Below are 18,287 nucleotides of genomic sequence, written 5' to 3'. Positions count from 1 at the left end.
TTGACTAAAAAATTGTATAATAAATATAAGGAGAAAATCGCTAGTGAATGATAAAATAACGGTCATTGTACCGGTATACAATGTAGAAAACTATCTAAGAAAATGCCTAGATAGTATTATTGCTCAAACATATAAAAATATCGAGATAATTGTCGTAAATGATGGTTCTACTGATACTTCAGGTGAGATTTGTAAAGAATTTGTAGAAATAGATCACCGAATTATCTATATAGAACAAGAAAATGCTGGTCTTTCTGCTGCACGAAATACTGGTCTGGAAAATATGTCCGGAGATTATGTGACTTTTGTTGACTCGGATGATTGGATTGAGTTAGATTATGTAGAAACTCTATACAAAAAAATAGTAGAGTATCAGGCTGATATTGCAGTTGGTAATTACTATTCTTTCAACGAAAGCGAAGGAATGTTTTACTTTCATATATTAGGGGACTCCTATTATGAAAAAGTATATGACAATGTTTCTATCTTTGAGAACTTGTATGAATCCCAAGAAATGAAGAATTTTTCTTTGATATCTGCTTGGGGTAAACTTTATAAGGCAGGATTGTTCGAGCAGTTACGCTTCGACATGGGTAAATTAGGAGAGGACGGTTACCTCAATCAAAAGATTTATTTGTTGGCAGAAAAAATTGTTTATATCCATAAAGGAATCTATTCTTATCGCATCAGAAATAATAGTTTATCTAGGACTTGGACAGAAAAGTGGATGCATGCCTTGGTTGATGCCATGTCTGAACGTATCACTCTATTATCTAGTCTAGGATATCCTTTAGAAAAACATTTAGCTATTTATCGTCAGATGTTAGAAGGAAGTCTTTCTAATGGGAAGGTCAGTGGCTTAGAAGAAACTCCTACCTATAAAGAATTTGAGACAAAAAAATATCTACTAGACAAACTTGAAAAAACTAAGAATACACAAAAGAAAGCCATTGTCCTAGCGGCGAATTACGCCTATGTAGATCAAGTTTTGACTACTATCAAATCTATTTGTTACCACAATCGCTTCATGCGTTTTTATCTCATTAATAGCGATTTTCCTAATGAATGGATCAAACAATTAAATAAGCGTTTAGAAAAGTTTGATTCAGAAATTATTAATTGTCGGGTAACTTCTGAGCAGATTTCAAGGTATAAGACAGATATCAGTTATACAGTATTTTTACGCTATTTCGTAGCTGATTTCGTGCAAGAAGACAAGGCCCTCTACTTGGACTGTGATTTACTTGTAACGAAAAATCTGGACGACTTGTTTGCTACTGATTTACAAGATTATCCTTTGGCTGCTGTTAGAGATTTCGGGGGAAGAGCCTATTTCGGTCAGGAAATTTTTAATGCTGGGGTTCTCTTGATCAATAATATTTTGTGGAAACAAGAAAACATGTCCCAACGCTTGATAGATTTGACAAATGAGTGGCATGATAAGGTGGAACAGGCTGATCAGAGCATCTTGAATATGCTTTTTGAACATAAATGGCTGGAATTGGATTTTGATTATAATCATATTGTCATTCATAAGCAGTTCACTGATTATCAGTTGCCTGTAGGTCAGGATTATCCTGCTATTATTCATTATCTTTCTCATCGGAAACCGTGGAAAGATTTGGCAGCTCAAACCTATCGTGATGTCTGGTGGTATTATCATGGACTTGAATGGACAGAATTGGGACAAAATCATCATTTACATCCATTACAAAAATCTCACCTTTATCCTATAAAGGAACCGTTCACTTGTCTCATCTATACAGCTTCAGACCATATTGAACAAATTGAAACATTGGTTCAGTCTTTACCAGAGATTCAATTTAAAATCGCAGCTAGAGTCATGGTCAGCGACCGATTGTCTCAAATGACGGTTCATCCAAATGTGACTATTTTTAATGGCATCCATTATTTACTTGATGTAGATAATGAATTGGTAGAAACCAGTAAAGTACTTTTAGATATTAATCATGGTGAAAAGACAGAGGAAATTCTCAACCAATTTGCAAGACTTGGGAAACCTATTTTATCTTTTGAAAACACCAAATCCTACGAAGTAGGTCAGGAGGTATATGCTGTTGACCAAGTTCAAGCAATGATTGAAAAATTAAGAGAAATAAGCAAATGAAGAAAAATCATTTAGTAGGTGATGCACTAATCTTAACTGTTAGTGATCAAATTGAACAATTATATTATCTCCTTGAAAACTTGCCAAACATCTGTTTTCATATTGCAGCACCTGTCCAATTTTCCGAGAAAATTCGTAGCTTAGAAACGAACTATAATGTCCGTCTCCTAACGACTACAAATGAAGAACAGCTAAATTTCCTACTAGATACGTGTGACTTTCTATTAGATATCAATCACTTTCAAGAAGTAGATGCTATTGTATCAAGGTTTGTTCAGATTGGGAAACCTATCTTTGCTTTTGACAATACAGTCCATGGAAATCAAGGACAAGAAGTTTTTCTGTCAAGTACACCAGATAAATTGGTTTCTAGAGTGAGAGACTATCTGAATGAAGTCAGATTCGGCACCAATCATCAAGAAAAAATCATCCAAGATGGGACTTGGAATGTATTTCAAATCAATGATAAGGCAAACTTGGTTGTAGGAGCCAATGTCATCTGCAGAAATTTTGAAAATTTTCATGTTTCTTCTGGTAAGTTAATACTGCATGATGGTGTCTTTGTCAATAACTCCTGTAGTTTTAACTGTATGGAAAGAATTGAAATTGGTTCAGGTACCATGATGGGGGAGGGTGTTCGTTTTTATGATCATGACCATGTCTATACTGCTGAAAAAATTGAAAAGTGGCAGTGGACCACAGCTCCGATTAGAGTTGGAAGAGATTGCTGGATAGGAAGTAATGTCACGATTTTAAAAGGAGTGACAATTGGCGATAATACCATTATCGGAGCAGGTTGTCTCATACGCAATGATATTCCGGCAAACAGTGTGGTTTATAATGATGGGCATGTAAAAATAGAAAGTCGAAGATAAATTTTAATTTAGCAGTTGCAGGAAGTAGGATCCAAATAGTGTCATTAACTTAAGATGAAGGAACGACTTACTGGAATTAATTTTTATAGAAACAAGAAATATGAAATTACATTTAACGAATTTATACGGCATGGCTGGTGATAGTACGGTTATCTTAGCTCAGAATGCTGTTCAAAAGATTGCCAGCCAACTGGGATTTAGAGAAGTCGGTATCTATTTTTATAATATTGCTTCAGACAGTCCTTCTGAAATGAATAAGCGTCTGGATGGCATTATGGCCAGTATTTCAATTGGAGATATATTAGTTTTTCAGTCTCCAACTTGGAATGGCTTTGAGTTTGATCGAGTCTTGTTTGATAAGCTGAAGGATATGCAGGTGAAAATTATTTGCTTTATCCATGATGTCGTTCCTCTCATGTTTGATAGTAACTATTATCTCATGAAAGAGTATATGTACATGTATAACCTATCGGATGTTTTGATTGTTCCATCTGAGCAGATGAAAAAACGCCTGATGGAAGAAGGCTTGACAACCAAGAAGATTCTCATTCAAGGGATGTGGGATCATCCTCATGATTTATCCTTATACACTCCGACTTTTAAAAAAGAACTCTTTTTTGCTGGCAGTTTAGAGCGTTTCCCAGACTTGCAAAATTGGTGCCAAGATACGCTTTTGAGAGTATTTTCAAATAAAGGAGAAGCTAGTTCTAATGCTAGAAATCTGAGTATTGAGGGATGGAAAAAAGATGAGGAACTGTTACTAGAATTATCAAAAGGTGGCTTTGGTCTTGTCTGGGGAACTCATCAAAACGATGGAGAAAGTAATCAATACTATACTTTAAATATATCTCATAAGGTAAGTACCTATCTGACAGCTGGCATACCAGTCATTGTGCCAAGTAGCTTGTCAACTGCTAAATTTATAGTCGATCAAGGTTTAGGCTTTGTGGTGAATAGTCTGGAAGAAGCTCATGAGATAGTTGATAAAATGAATGTCGAAGAATATCAAGAAATAACGAATCGTATCAAGAGCTTTAGCTATCTGCTAAAAGAGGGTTATTTCACTAAAAAGCTACTGGTAGATGCAATCTATCACTTGGGAATTAATTAAGGAAATGAAATGAACAAAACAATTGTATTAGCTGGTGATCGTAATTACACCACGCAGTTAGAAACAACCATAAAATCTATCCTATATCACAATAGAGATGCTAAGATTTACATTTTAAATCAAGATATCATGCCAGATTGGTTCCGTAAGCCACGAAAAATAGCTCGCATGCTAGGGAGTGAGATTATTGATGTGAAGTTGCCAGAAAAGGCTATTTTTCAGGATTGGATCAAGCAAGCTCATATTAGCAGTATTGCCTATGCTAGGTACTTTATTCCAGACTATATACAAGAAGATACTGTGTTGTATTTGGATTGTGATTTACTTATTAATGATAAATTAGACAGTCTATTTGAGCAGGGTGTACAAGAACATTCTATCGCAGCGATTAGAAACGTAAATGGTCAAGGTTTTAATACTGGTGTTTTACTCATTAACAATAAAAAATGGCGCCAAGAGAAGCTAAAAGATCGTCTAATTGAACAGTCTATCCTAACAACAAAGGAAGTTGAAGAAGGTCGTTTTGAACATTTTAATGGTGATCAAACGATTTTCAATCAGGTCTTGCAAGATAATTGGTTAGAGCTAGATAGAGCTTACAATCTACAAGTAGGGCATGATGTGGTGGCTCTCTATAATAATTGGCAGGAACATCTAGCTTTTCATGACAAACCAGTAGTAATTCATTTTACGACCTACAGAAAGCCATGGACCACCTTGATAGCCAATCGTTATCGTGATTTATGGTGGGAATACCATGATTTGGAGTGGAGTCAGATTCTACAACACCATGTAGGAGAGTTTGAGCTAATATCGCCTCTAGATAAGGAATTTTCTTGCTTAACCTTAACGAATTCCCAAGATTTAGAAGGAATAGAGGAGTTAGTTACAGCTCTTCCAGATGTGGTATTTCATATCGCTGCTTGGACGGATATGGGAGATAAGCTAAAAAGATTAGCGATATATGATAATGTGAGATTGCATCCACAGATTGTTCCACCTGTATTAGATAAGTTGAAGAGCAGTGCAGATTTATATCTGGATATTAACTATAGTCATGTAGCAGGTACTATCTTAGAGGATATGAAACTCTTAGAAAAGCCAATTCTATCATTTGATACTATTGACCATGGGAATGCTGGTCAGCTAGTATTTAAAAAGAATGAAGTTTCAGTCATGGTTCGAGCAATTAAAGATTATCGTAGAGATGGAAAATTTCTAAGTTGTTATGAAGGTAGTGATTTCCATTGCTTAACTTTAACAAATTCTCAAGAATTGGAAAAAATAGATTATCTAGTAGAGAATTTTCCTATGGTAACCTTCCATATAGCGGCTTGGACGGTAATGGGACCACTCTTACATGAATTAGCGAAAAAATATAAAAATGTTAAGCTATATCCTGAAGTGAAAAGAGATCAATTTGAACAACTCAAATCTCAAATGGATGTTTATTTGGATATTAACCTCCACAATTCTACTAGTGAGGTTGTCAAGGAGATATCATTATTAAATAAACCAATGCTTGCATTTTATACTTCACAAAATGGGAATCATGGCCAGCATTTATATTCAAGTGAGCATCCAGAAAGGCTCCTTCAGGCACTTCAATCATTGATAAAAGGTGAGACTTTGGGAGAGCCAGAAAAGCCAATTAAAGTTATAGGAATTGATCAAACTCTGGATTATGTTATCAAAAATAAGTCTTCATTAGTTCGCTTTGGAGATGGAGAAGTCAATTTGATGTGGGGCTGGCCGATACCTTATCAAAATCATGATGTTGAATTGGCTAATCAATTAAAGCATATTGTAGGGTTGCAGAGTAATGAAAAACTAGTGGTTTGTTTACCTGACGCTTTTGAAGATCGTTTTGTCTTTACTTGGTGGGCTACACCATTCTGGAAAGAACATATGAATGTTTATATGGATTTTTATAAAGAGTTGTGTAAAGGTTCATGGTACGGCTCTACCTTTATCTCACGTCCATACATTGATTATGAAGATAAAAGCAAAGCAAAAGGTCAATTTGAAAAGTTAAAGAGCATATGGGAGAATCGAGACATTCTTATTGTAGAAGGAATTACATCTCGTTCAGGGGTAGGAAATGATTTATTCGATAAGGCCAAATCTGTGAAGCGGATTATTTGTCCATCTCATAATGCTTATTCTATTGTCGATAAGATTCAAGAGAAAATTATTAAACATGCTAATGGAAGACTCATTTTATGTATGTTGGGACCAACAGCCAAGGTTCTGAGTTATAATCTATGTCAGATGGGCTATCAAGTTTTGGATGTAGGCCATATTGACTCAGAGTATGAGTGGATGAAAATGGGAGCTAAAACTAAGGTTAAATTTTCTCATAAACATACAGCTGAACATAATTTCGACCAAGATATTGAATTTATTGAGGATGAAACCTATAACAATCAGATTGTTGCAAGGATTTTAGAATAACTTATAAGTATGATTAATAAGTTCTCAATTTTGATGGAACATTTTTAGAAAAATAAAGAAAATTAATGAGGGTATTTCTCTAAAAGAATAGATATTTTTTAATAAAAATGAGTCTATTATGAACAGGAATTTGATGGAAAATTTTCAAGATTTACATAGAGACTGCCCGACAACTATATTGCTAGATAAATAAAGATTTATTCTATAATTTTAAGATTGTAGGTGAAATGTATGGAATCTTTGATTAGTGTTATTATTCCAGTTTATAATACTGAAAGTTATATTGGAGTTTGCTTGGAAAGTCTTGTTAAACAGACTTATACAAATTTTGAAGTGCTTATGATTGATGATGGTTCTACAGATAATTCAGGAAGAATTTGTCAGGAATATACAGAAAGTGACTCCCGTTTTCATTACTACAGGAAAGAAAATGGCGGAGTTTCCTCTGCTCGTAATTTAGGGATTGAATACTCAAGAGGTGATTATTTAACGTTTGTTGATTCAGATGACTGGGTTGAGGAAGATTATTTAGAAGTTCTATATTCTGCTCTAGTATCCGAATCTGCGTCAGTTTCAATTTCAACATATAAAAGATTTTCTATGGAAGATAACACTTGGTATGTTCATTCTTTTCAAAGAGGCTATGAAAAACGAGTTTTTAATTACCTAGAGTTAATAAATGAATTAATTGATTTAGATTCATTCGATCATTCTTATCGTTTTGTAAGTGGAAAGTTAGTAAGACGAGATATTCTAGGAGATATTCGTTTTAATACTTTGACAATATTGGGTGAGGATATGGAGTTTTGGTTTAAAATCTATCTTATTTCACCCAAATCTGTCTATATCAATAGAGATAGTTATGTTTATCGAATAGCTGAAGGCCCGACGAGACATTTTAGTTTACTCAAGATCAGGTGTGATTTACAGCAGCGTAAAAATTTTATAGCTCTTCTTTTAGCTCGAAATATAGATGTTGGTCGATACGTAGATAGTTTTGTATCTCTGTTAAAATTTAGAAAAAAAGAACTTGAAGAAAAAAATCTATCAGAAACAGATACGATGAAATGGATTAAGGAAACATTATATTTACTTGATGAGTAAGTGAACAGCTTTAAAGTTGATCAAATAAAATCTATATGCTTTAATTTATGTAGGACAATAAATAGTGTTAGTTAGAATAAATGATAAGGATTTAAAATGGGAAATACCAAACGTGCAGTAGTATTTGCAGGTGATTACGCTTATATTCGCCAAATCGAAACAGCTTTGAAATCAATCTGTAGACACAATAGTCATTTGAAAATTTATGTGCTAAATCAGGACATTCCCCAGGAATGGTTTAGTCAAATAAGAATATATTTACAAGAAATGGGTGGGGACTTGATCGATTGCAAGTTGATTGGCTCGCAGTATACAATGAACTGGTCTAATAAATTACCTCATATCAATCATATGACCTTTGCACGCTATTTTATTCCAGATTTTGCAACAGAAGATAAAGTTCTCTATCTAGATAGTGATTTGATTGTGACTGGTGATTTGACCGATTTGTTTGAATTAGATTTAGGTGAAAATTATCTGGCAGCAGCACGTTCTTGCTTTGGAGCTGGAGTTGGCTTCAATGCTGGGGTTTTGTTGATTAACAACAAAAAATGGCGCTCTGAAACTATTCGACAAAAATTAATTGAATTAACAGAAAAAGAACATGAGAATGTTAAGGAGGGGGACCAATCAATTTTAAATATGTTGTTTAAAGAACAATATAACTTGCTTGAAGATAAATATAATTTTCAAATAGGTTTTGATTATGGAGCAGCTGCCTTTAAACATCAATTTATTTTTGATATTCCATTAAATCCATTACCGCTAATTTTACACTATATTTCTCAGGATAAACCATGGAATCAATTTTCTGTTGGACGTCTAAGAGAAATTTGGTGGAAATACTCTTTAATGGATTGGTCTGTGATTTTAAATGAATGGTCTTCAAAGGGTGTGAAGTATCCTAGTAAATCACAACAATTTAAGTTGCAATGTGTGAATTTAACGAATTCTTGGTGTGTCGAGAAAATAGATTACTTGGCGGAGCAATTGCCAGATGTTCATTTTCATATTGTTGCTTACACAAATATGGCAAATGAACTATTAGCTTTAACGCGTTTTCCTAATGTGACCGTATATCCAAATTCCTTACCAATGTTATTGGAACAAATATTAATAGCTTCAGATTTGTATTTGGATTTGAATCATGATAGAAAATTAGAAGATGCATATGAGTTTGTGCTTAAGCACAAAAAACCAATGATAGCTTTCGATAATACTTGCTCTGAAAATCTTTCTGAGATTTCATATGAAGGTATCTATCCAAGTTCCATTCCGGAAAAAATGGTAGACGCAATCAGATCTTACATGAGGTAGAGAATAGTATGAGAAAATCAATAGTATTGGTAGCTGATAATGCTTATCTTATTCCTTTAGAGACGACTATAAAGTCTGTATTGTATCACAATAGGGATGTTGATTTTTATATTCTAAATAGTGACATAGCTCCTGAATGGTTCAAATTATTGGGGAGAAAAATGGAAGTTGTGAATTCTACAATTCGCAGTGTATACATTGATAAAGAACTTTTTGAAGGTTATAAAACGGGACCTCATATTAATTATGCTACTTATTTTCGCTTTTTTGCGACAGCAGTGGTTGAATCTGAAAAGGTCTTATATCTGGATTCTGATATTATTGTAACTGGTGATCTATCTACTCTGTTTGAGATGGATCTTAAAGAATATTCTATTGGAGCTGTTGATGATGTTTATGCCTACGAGGGACGAAAATCTGGTTTTAATGCTGGTGTTTTGCTAATGGATGTTGCAAAATGGGAAGAAGATTCTATTGTTAATAGTTTATTGGAATTAGCGGCAGAGCAGAATCAAGCTGTTCATCTTGGGGATCAGAGTATTTTAAATATTTACTTTGAGGATAATTGGCTAGCATTAGATAAAACATATAATTATATGGTTGGTGCTGATACTTTTCGTCTGGATCAGGAATGTGAACGGCTAGATAATAATCCACCTGTCATTGTTCACTTTGCTAGTCATGATAAACCTTGGAATACGTATAGTATATCTAGACTGCGTGAATTATGGTGGACTTATAGAGATTTAGATTGGTCAGAGATCGCTTTTAAGCGTTCTAGTTTGAATTACTTTGAACGAAGTAATCAATCGCAAAAACAGGCTATGGTTGTAACTTGGAGTGCAGATGTAAAACATTTAGAGTATTTATTACAACAATTACCTGATTGGCATTTTCATGTTGCAGCCCCCGTTTATTGTAATAAAGATTTAACTAAATTGTCTGTCTATTCTAACGTGACTTTATATCAATCTATTCTTCACCAGAGAATCGATTGGTTACTAGATGATTCTAGTATATACTTGGATATTAATATGGGTGGGGAAGTCCTAGATGTAGTTACGAGAGCAAAAGAGAGAGGTAAGAAAATCTTGGCTTTTGATATAACACGTAAAAGTATGGAAGATGGAATCTATGAAGGCATTTTTTCTGTAGAGAGACCGGATGATTTAGTGAATAAAATGAAGAATATAGAGATAGAATAATGAGCGAATTAATTAGTGTTGTGGTACCAATATACAATACAGAGAAATATTTAGTGGAGTGTGTCGAGCATATTCTAAAGCAAACCTATCAAAATATAGAAATTATTTTAGTTGATGATGGTTCGACGGATAATTCTGGGGAAATTTGTGATGCTTTTATGATGCAAGATGAGCGTGTCAGAGTGTTTCATCAAGAAAATCAGGGAGCAGCACAAGCTAAAAATCTAGGTCTGCGTGAAGCTAGAGGCCAATATATTACGATTGTTGATTCGGATGATATTGTAAAAGAAAATATGATTGAAACTCTTTATCAACAAGTTCAAGAAAAGAATGCAGATATTGTTATAGGAAATTACTATAATTATGACGAAAGTGATGGGAATTTTTATTTTTATGTAACGGGGCAAGATTTTTGTGTCGAAGAACTATCTAGGCAAGAAATTATGAACCGTCAAGCAGGAGATTGGAAATTCAATAGTTCAGCCTTTATATTGCCGACATTTAAGTTGATTAAAAAAGAATTATTTAATGAAGTTCACTTTTCAAATGGTCGCCGCTTCGATGATGAAGCAACCATGCATCGCTTTTATCTTTTAGCGTCTAAAATCGTCTTTATAAACGATAATCTCTATCTGTATAGAAGACGTTCAGGAAGTATCATGAGAACGGAATTTGATCTTTCTTGGGCAAGAGATATTGTTGAAGTGTTTTCTAAGAAAATATCAGATTGTGTCTTGGCTGGTTTGGATGTATCCGTTTTGCGTATTCGATTTGTCAATCTTTTAAGGGATTACAAGCAAACTTTAGAATTCCATCAATTAACAGATACTGAGGAATATAAAGATATTTGTTTCAGATTGAAGCTCTTTTTTGAAGCAGAACAAAGAAATAGTAAAAGTTAAAATAAAAAGTTTGTTGTTTACCAGATCACAAACAATGAAGGTAAGGGGAGTATTTTGTGACTAAGATTTATTCGTCAATAGCGGTAAAAAAAGGACTGTATACCTTATTTCTACTGTTTATCTATGTATTGGGAAGTCGTATTACTCTCCCTTTTGTTGACTTAAATAGTAAAGATTTTTTAGGAGGTTCAACAGCCTATCTAGCCTTCTCAGCCGCCCTAACAGGTGGAAATCTAAGAAGTTTGTCAATTTTTTCTGTTGGATTATCCCCTTGGATGTCAGCTATGATCTTGTGGCAGATGTTTTCATATTCTAAAAAATTGGGGCTAAGTTCTACAGCGATTGAAATTCAAGATCGTCGAAAAATGTATCTGACCTTGCTAATTGCTGTTATTCAATCCTTGGCAGTTAGCTTGAGCTTGCCAGTGCAATCCTCCTACTCGGCAATTTTGGTTGTTCTAATGAATACCTTGTTGCTGATAGCAGGAACATTTTTTCTTGTTTGGTTATCAGATTTAAATGCTAGTATGGGGATTGGGGGTTCTATTGTCATCCTCCTATCCAGTATTGTTTTAAATATCCCTCAGGATGTTATTGAAACATTTCAGACGGTTCATATTCCAACAGGGATTATTGTGTTACTTGCTTTATTAACCCTTGTCTTTTCTTATTTACTTGCCATTATGTATCGAGCTCGCTATTTGGTTCCTGTTAATAAAATTGGCTTACACAATCGTTTTAAACGCTATTCTTATCTCGAAATCATGTTGAATCCTGCAGGTGGGATGCCTTATATGTATGTGATGAGCTTCCTGAGTGTACCAGCTTATCTGTTCATCTTGTTGGGATTTATTTTCCCTAATCATGCAGGGCTAGCGGCTTTATCAAAGGAATTTATGGTTGGGAAGCCTTTGTGGGTCTATGTTTATATTTCGGTCTTATTTTTATTTAGTATTATTTTTGCATTTGTTACTATGAATGGAGAAGAGATTGCAGACCGCATGAAAAAATCTGGAGAATACATTTATGGAATTTATCCAGGAGAGGACACTAGTAGATTTATTAATGGCTTGGTCCTTCGTTTCTCAGTCATAGGTGGTCTCTTTAATGTGATCATGGCAGGTGGTCCCATGCTTTTTGTTTTGTTTGATGAAAAGTTATTACGATTAGCAATGATTCCAGGATTATTTATGATGTTTGGGGGCATGATTTTTACGATTCGAGATGAGGTCAAGGCTTTACGGTTAAATGAAACCTATAAACCTTTGATTTAGGAGAATTTTATGTATTATTTTATTCCAGCTTGGTATGGTTCAGAAAGAACATGGCATACCAATATCACTCCATGGTATTTTTCTCATTTTCGTTTTGAATTTGATGATACTTTTCATCAGATTCGGATTTTTCAAGAGCAAGATATAGATTCTCGTCTATTAGTATTAGCTTACCAGCCTCATTTGCGTTATTTTTTACATAGGCATGGGGTTTTGGAAACAGAAACATATTCTATTTTTGATGTTATGCAAGATTTTCAGAATCCCCATACCCAAGTTTTAAGCATTCGAGATATTGAGTGGGATAATGACTGTGAATTTATTTATAGTCCCTTTACGATTATCGTTCAAAAAAATGGGAAGAAATTTGCTAAGGTTGAACATGGGGTTGAAGGCTTCATCAGTGATATACAGTATTTTGATCCGAACGGTCAAGTACATATGCACTATATCATGGATGACCGTGGATTTGTATCGAGTGTTATCTTTTTTGAAGATGGGCAAGCGGCCTATCAAGAATATCTGAATTCCAAGGGAGTGTGGCAGTTTAGAGAGCATTTAAAAGAAGGTGGACGAGTAGAAATCAACCCAATTTTTGGTTATCGTTTTAAAGCGTTTATCTATCAAAATATGGGAGACTTGGTGGCAGAATTTTTTGAGAATTATCTGCAAAATTATGTGAAGGATCAGGATATTTTTATGCTTCCTTCTCATCCTCATCATGATCAGCTGGTCTTAGACCGTTTACCTAGAGAAAATCCGAAACTGTTGAGTCTTTTTATTGGGCGTAATCCTCAAGATACCTTTAGGAATTTAGATTTAACTTTTGAAAAATCTGATTTGATTTTGGTGGATAGAGAGGATAGTTTACGATTGTTGCAGGAGTTGTATCCTGAACGAATGCATCAATTTTATCATTTATCATCTTTTGACACCCGATTACGATTGGGACGAAGCCAAACTAAGAAAGAATCCATCATATATTATCAACTGGATTTTGAACAGGGGATTGATAATCAAGCTCTACTTCAAGTCTTGTCCTTTGTCTCTGAAAATAAGGATACTGAGGTGATTTTTGGAGCCTTTGCTGCTAGTCAGGAGCAAATGAATGAGGTTGAAAGGATTGTTGAGTCTTTCATCCAAGAAAACATTCAATCCGAAAATCTGGGAAAGGCAATTGATTATGGTGATGCAGAAAATCCTCTGGAAGAAAATCAACACCAAGACTTACGCTTACAGTTTGTCAACTTGAATGATGAGTTGGATTTGATTAAGACATTAGAGTTTGTTCGTTTGATTGTGGATCTTAATAAACAACCTCATCTCTATACTCAAATAGCGGGTATTAGTGCGGGAATTCCTCAGATTAATCGGGTTGAAACTGTTTATGTAGAACATTTGAAAAATGGCTATTTACTTTCAGATGTGACAGAGTTTTCAACGGCTGCACATTATTATACAGATAGATTAAAAGAATGGAATGAAGCTTTAATTTATTCGATTGATAAGATTAAGGAGCACACTGGACAACAATTTCTTGGGAAATTAGAGAAATGGATAGAGGAGGTTAAAAATGTCAAAGGAACTTAATATTTTACAGATAGGACTTGCCAATTGGGGAAATCACTATGACATACCTGAAAATATGAGTTGGTATCATTTTTACCCAAACTCATCAAAAGCCCTTCGTGAAATAATTGACAAAGAGGATATTAGCCGTTTTCATGCAGTTTTAATAGAAGATGGTCAATATGCCAAAGACTTATTTTCCTTTGTAAAATATTTTGAACCTTATACTTTGTTCTATAACCAGAATCTACAAATAAATGATAGAGAGGTTGTGAATTTTCTAAAAAAACGATGTGCACAAGCAATTGATTTTTCAAGTCCCCAACAATTAATCAATGATTTATCAACCTCTCTCTTTGGTGGGGGATATGGGGATAAACTCTTTCCTTCGACGATACAAGTGAATCCAAATTTTACAGGAGCTATTTCTTATCAGGGATTGGATTATGTTAGTTTGGAAGGGGAATTTGGTGATACTTTTTCTCAATTAGCTTATTGGTCCTATAACATTATGGTTAGTAAAAATCTTCCTATTGAGCTGTGGCTTGAGTATGAAAAACAAGGTAATTGTGAGTTACGATTGGTCATTCGTAAAATATGGAGTGGTTCTGTTGATGATGTTTTTGAAGAGACAATAGTGACCGAAAATGACCTAGAGAATGCACTCATTATGGAAAATAAAGAGGGAGATTGCTATCTCGCAATATCTGTAGAAGCAAGAGGCCATGGAACTATCAAACTGGGTAATCTTCACCAACGTTGGAGTCGAAAACAATTTGGTAAGTTTGTACTTGGTGGAAATATCCTACATGATTCCAAGCGAGATGAAATAAACTATTTCTTCCATCCAGGTAATTTTAAACCACCTTTGGCTGTCTATTTTGCAGGTTATCGACCCGCAGAAGGATTCGAGGGTTATTTTATGATGAAAAACCTAGGATGTCCCTTTATTTTATTTTCTGATCCACGTTTAGAAGGGGGAGCTTTTTATCTAGGAACCGATGAGCTAGAGGGAAAGGTCAAAGAGACGATTGCTCACTATCTTGATTATTTAGGTTTTGATCGTAAGGATTTGATTTTATCAGGCCTTTCTATGGGAACGTTTCCGGCTCTTTATTATGGTGCTTCTTTTGAACCTCATGCTATCATAGTTGGGAAGCCCTTGGCAAACTTAGGAACCATAGCTAGCCGTGGACGTTTGGACGCACCAGGTGTCTCTAACTTAGCTTTTGATTGTTTAATTCACCATACAGGTGGGACAAGTTGGCAAGATATGACAGAGCTGGACCAGCGTTTTTGGAAAATCTTTAAACAAGCAAATTTTTCAAAGACAACCTTTGGTTTGTCCTATATGAAGGATGAAGAAATGGATCCTCAGGCTTATGAGAAACTAGTTACTTATTTGTGTAATACAGGTGCAAAGATTTTGTCTAAAGGAACTGCTGGACGACACAATGATGATACAGATACCAATGTTGCTTGGTTTATCCACTTTTATCGGATGGTACTAGCAAGTGGTTTTGGAAGGGAGAAAGAATGATTATCACACAGAGACAGTCCATTCATTGGGGAGAAGTTGGTGGGACTTATATGTACGGATCAACTGTATCTTATTACCCTGACAAAAGTGTCCGTCTGTATAATCCTCTATTGCCATCTGGTGAAATTCTTAAGACTTGGTTTTCTAGTGTCAATTATCAGGCTGCACGGACTCAGCCCCAGCTTCCCCTACTAAAAAGAAATCAGGAATATCAACTATCACTGGTTTTTGATTGTCAGCCTGAAAATGGGGTTTATACCAAGATAACTTTTTTTGACCGCTATGGTGATATTTTAGAAGAAAAGGTAGAAAAAGTGAAAGATTTCATATTTACTTATCCAGAAGATAGTTATACTTATCAAGTTTCTCTTTTAAGTGCTGGTTTTGAATCCTTAACTTTTTATCATTTTTCTATCAAGGAGATTAGAAGTGTTTAGACGTTTAGGTCAAGATTTCCAGCTTAGGAAAGTGAAAAAGATTTTAAAGAGGATCAATAGCTTAAAAGGCAAGATGTCCTCTCTTTCGGATCAAGAATTGGTCGCTAAAACAGTGGAGTTTCGTCAGCGTCTTTCCAAGGGAGAAAGTCTAGATGACCTTTTAGTAGAAGCTTTTGCAGTGGTGCGTGAAGCAGACAAGCGGATTTTAGGGATGTTCCCCTATGATGTTCAGGTCATGGGAGCTATTGTCATGCACTACGGAAATGTTGCTGAGATGAACACAGGGGAAGGGAAAACCCTAACAGCCACCATGCCGGTCTATTTGAACGCTCTTTCAGGTCAAGGTGTGATGGTTGTTACGCCTAATGAGTATTTATCAAAGCGGGATGCAGAGGAAATGGGCCAAGTTTATCGTTTCCTAGGCTTGACTATTGGGGTCCCATTTACAGGGGATCCAAAGAAGGAAATGAAAGCAGAAGAAAAGAAACTGATCTATGCTTCGGATATCATTTACACAACCAAAAGTAATTTAGGTTTTGATTACCTAAATGATAATTTGGCTTCGAATAAAGAAGGTAAGTTTTTGCGACCTTTTAACTATGTCATTATTGATGAAATTGATGATATCTTACTTGATAGTGCACAAACTCCTTTGATTATTGCGGGTTCTCCCCGTGTTCAGTCGAATTACTATGCAATTATTGATACACTGGTGACAACGCTGGTCGAGGGAGAAGATTATATTTTCAAAGAGGAGAAGGAGGAGGTCTGGCTTACTACTAAGGGGGCCAAGTCTGCTGAAAGTTTCCTAGGAATTGACAACTTATATGAGGAAGAACATGCGTCCTTTGCTCGTCACTTAGTCTATGCAATTCGAGCTCATAAGCTCTTTACTAAAGATAAGGACTATATCATTCGTGGAAATGAGATGGTATTGGTGGATAAAGGGACTGGTCGTTTAATGGAAATGACCAAACTGCAGGGAGGTCTCCATCAGGCCATTGAAGCCAAGGAACACGTGAAGTTGTCTCCTGAAACGAGGGCCATGGCCTCCATCACCTATCAGAGTCTCTTTAAGATGTTTAAAAAAGTATCTGGGATGACGGGGACAGGAAAGGTAGCAGAAAAAGAATTTCTTGAGACTTATAATATGGCTGTTATTCGGATTCCAACCAATCGTCCTAAGCAACGGATTGACTATCCCGATAATCTCTATGTGACTTTACCAGAGAAAGTGTATGCGTCTTTAGAATACATCAAAGAGTATCATGCTAAGGGAAATCCCTTACTCGTTTTTGTTGGATCAGTTGAAATGTCTCAACTTTATTCATCTCTATTGCTCCGTGAAGGGATTGCCCACAATGTTCTCAATGCTAATAATGCTGCGCGTGAGGCCCAAATTATCGCTGAATCAGGTCAGATGGGGGCCGTAACAGTTGCAACTTCTATGGCCGGACGTGGGACGGATATCAAACTTGGTAAGGGTGTTGCAGAGCTTGGTGGCTTGATTGTCATTGGTACGGAGCGGATGGAAAGTCAACGGATTGACCTTCAAATCCGTGGACGTTCTGGCCGTCAGGGTGATCCAGGCATGAGTAAGTTTTTTGTGTCTCTAGAAGATGATGTTATTAAGAAATTTGGTCCATCTTGGGTTCACAAGAAGTATAAAGATTATCAAGTTCAAGATATGACGCAACCAGAAATTCTCAAAGGTCGTAAGTATCGTAACCTGGTTGAAAGGGCTCAACATGCTAGTGACAGCGCAGGTCGCACTGCCCGTCGTCAGACCTTAGAGTATGCTGAGAGTATGAATATCCAACGCGATATGGTTTACAAGGAACGCAATCGTTTAATTGATGGTTCTCGTGACTTAGAGGATGTAGTTGTGGATATCATTGAGAGATATACAGAAAAGGTAGCGGCTGAACACTATGCCAGTCGTGAATTGTTGTTTCACTTTATTGTTACCAATATCAGTTTCCATGTAAAGGAAATTCCAGATAATCTAGACTTATCTAATCAGAAACAAGTCCGCTCCTTTATTCGACAAGTTGTGAATAGAGAACTCTCTGAAAAGAAGGAATTACTGGAACAACATGACTTGTATGAACAGTATTTACGACTCTCTCTACTTAAGGCTATCGATGATAACTGGGTGGAACAAGTAGACTACCTCCAACAGTTATCTATGGCTATCGGTGGTCAATCTGCTGCACAGAAAAACCCAATTGTAGAATATTATCAAGAAGCCTATGCAGGTTTTGAAACGATGAAAGAGCAAATTCGTGCGGATATGGTACGGAATCTCTTGATGGGGCTGGTTGAGGTCACTCAAAAAGGTGAAATCGTGACTCATTTTCCATAAGAGGAG

At 35.6% G+C, this 18,287-nt stretch carries 13 protein-coding genes; all 13 read left to right on the top strand.

Annotation, left to right across the window (positions count from 1 at the left end; all coding sequences use genetic code 11):
* Positions 1–43 precede the first annotated feature (43 nt).
* The 13 genes from SMI_RS08415 to secA2 all read left to right on the top strand — a co-directional run bounded on the left by SMI_RS08415 (position 44) and on the right by secA2 (position 18,281).
* Entirely contained in the window at positions 44–2,128 is a 2,085-nt protein-coding gene (locus SMI_RS08415; RefSeq protein ID WP_000998260.1) for a glycosyltransferase, read from the top strand.
* The gene (locus tag SMI_RS08410) at positions 2,125–3,003 is read left to right on the top strand and encodes an acyltransferase (protein ID WP_000739295.1); all 879 of its coding nucleotides are present in this window, start codon (positions 2,125–2,127) and stop codon (positions 3,001–3,003) included. The genes SMI_RS08415 and SMI_RS08410 overlap by 4 nt, the downstream gene beginning before the upstream one ends.
* Before the next feature lie 100 nt (positions 3,004–3,103).
* The gene (locus SMI_RS08405) at positions 3,104–4,114 is read left to right on the top strand and encodes a sugar transferase (protein ID WP_012972583.1); all 1,011 of its coding nucleotides are present in this window, start codon (positions 3,104–3,106) and stop codon (positions 4,112–4,114) included.
* Positions 4,115–4,123: 9 nt separating this feature from the next.
* Positions 4,124–6,568, top strand: coding sequence for an SP_1767 family glycosyltransferase (locus SMI_RS08400; protein ID WP_001044147.1), 2,445 nt, complete (start codon positions 4,124–4,126; stop codon positions 6,566–6,568).
* Between the two features lie 231 nt (positions 6,569–6,799).
* A complete protein-coding gene (locus SMI_RS08395; protein WP_000444659.1) occupies positions 6,800–7,672 on the top strand; it encodes a glycosyltransferase family 2 protein in 873 nt (290 codons plus the stop codon).
* Between the two features lie 96 nt (positions 7,673–7,768).
* Positions 7,769–8,989 carry a glycosyltransferase gene (locus SMI_RS08390; protein ID WP_000528551.1) on the top strand — a complete coding sequence of 407 codons (1,221 nt, stop codon included), beginning with the start codon at positions 7,769–7,771 and terminating at the stop codon, positions 8,987–8,989.
* Between the two features lie 8 nt (positions 8,990–8,997).
* Positions 8,998–10,194 (top strand): glycosyltransferase family 8 protein, encoded by a 1,197-nt coding sequence (locus SMI_RS08385; RefSeq protein WP_001232160.1) that lies wholly within the window; start codon positions 8,998–9,000, stop codon positions 10,192–10,194.
* Positions 10,194–11,096 (top strand): glycosyltransferase family 2 protein, encoded by a 903-nt coding sequence (locus SMI_RS08380; protein WP_001292317.1) that lies wholly within the window; start codon positions 10,194–10,196, stop codon positions 11,094–11,096. Before SMI_RS08385 ends, SMI_RS08380 begins: the two co-directional genes overlap by 1 nt.
* Before the next feature lie 56 nt (positions 11,097–11,152).
* Complete coding sequence (gene secY2 / locus SMI_RS08375; RefSeq protein WP_000161877.1) at positions 11,153–12,370, top strand: accessory Sec system protein translocase subunit SecY2; 1,218 nt, start codon at positions 11,153–11,155, stop codon at positions 12,368–12,370.
* Positions 12,371–12,379: 9 nt separating this feature from the next.
* Positions 12,380–13,960: an accessory Sec system protein Asp1 gene (gene asp1 / locus SMI_RS08370; protein ID WP_000291166.1), complete on the top strand. Its 1,581-nt coding sequence runs from the start codon at positions 12,380–12,382 to the stop codon at positions 13,958–13,960.
* Positions 13,944–15,479 (top strand): accessory Sec system protein Asp2, encoded by a 1,536-nt coding sequence (gene asp2, locus SMI_RS08365; protein ID WP_000032127.1) that lies wholly within the window; start codon positions 13,944–13,946, stop codon positions 15,477–15,479. Before asp1 ends, asp2 begins: the two co-directional genes overlap by 17 nt.
* The gene (asp3, locus tag SMI_RS08360; protein ID WP_000587537.1) at positions 15,476–15,916 is read left to right on the top strand and encodes an accessory Sec system protein Asp3; all 441 of its coding nucleotides are present in this window, start codon (positions 15,476–15,478) and stop codon (positions 15,914–15,916) included. Before asp2 ends, asp3 begins: the two co-directional genes overlap by 4 nt.
* On the top strand, positions 15,909–18,281 hold the full coding sequence (gene secA2 / locus SMI_RS08355; protein WP_000489793.1) for an accessory Sec system translocase SecA2: 2,373 nt from the start codon (positions 15,909–15,911) through the stop codon (positions 18,279–18,281). Before asp3 ends, secA2 begins: the two co-directional genes overlap by 8 nt.
* The last annotated feature ends 6 nt before the right edge of the window (positions 18,282–18,287 follow it).

The sequence above is a fragment of the Streptococcus mitis B6 genome (genome assembly GCF_000027165.1).
GTDB classification, from domain to species: domain Bacteria; phylum Bacillota; class Bacilli; order Lactobacillales; family Streptococcaceae; genus Streptococcus; species Streptococcus mitis_AR.
The sequence above is the reverse complement of the archived record's forward strand: the minus strand, read 5'-3'. Positions and strand labels throughout refer to the sequence as shown.

Coding starts and splice junctions, on each gene's coding strand:
- asp1 (WP_000291166.1), top strand. CDS start 12,380: ATGTATTATTTTATTCCAGCTTGGTATGGTTCAGAAAGAACATGGCAT.
- SMI_RS08390 (WP_000528551.1), top strand. CDS start 7,769: ATGGGAAATACCAAACGTGCAGTAGTATTTGCAGGTGATTACGCTTAT.
- asp2 (WP_000032127.1), top strand. CDS start 13,944: ATGTCAAAGGAACTTAATATTTTACAGATAGGACTTGCCAATTGGGGA.
- SMI_RS08400 (WP_001044147.1), top strand. CDS start 4,124: ATGAACAAAACAATTGTATTAGCTGGTGATCGTAATTACACCACGCAG.
- SMI_RS08385 (WP_001232160.1), top strand. CDS start 8,998: ATGAGAAAATCAATAGTATTGGTAGCTGATAATGCTTATCTTATTCCT.
- SMI_RS08380 (WP_001292317.1), top strand. CDS start 10,194: ATGAGCGAATTAATTAGTGTTGTGGTACCAATATACAATACAGAGAAA.
- SMI_RS08395 (WP_000444659.1), top strand. CDS start 6,800: ATGGAATCTTTGATTAGTGTTATTATTCCAGTTTATAATACTGAAAGT.
- SMI_RS08405 (WP_012972583.1), top strand. CDS start 3,104: ATGAAATTACATTTAACGAATTTATACGGCATGGCTGGTGATAGTACG.
- SMI_RS08410 (WP_000739295.1), top strand. CDS start 2,125: ATGAAGAAAAATCATTTAGTAGGTGATGCACTAATCTTAACTGTTAGT.
- asp3 (WP_000587537.1), top strand. CDS start 15,476: ATGATTATCACACAGAGACAGTCCATTCATTGGGGAGAAGTTGGTGGG.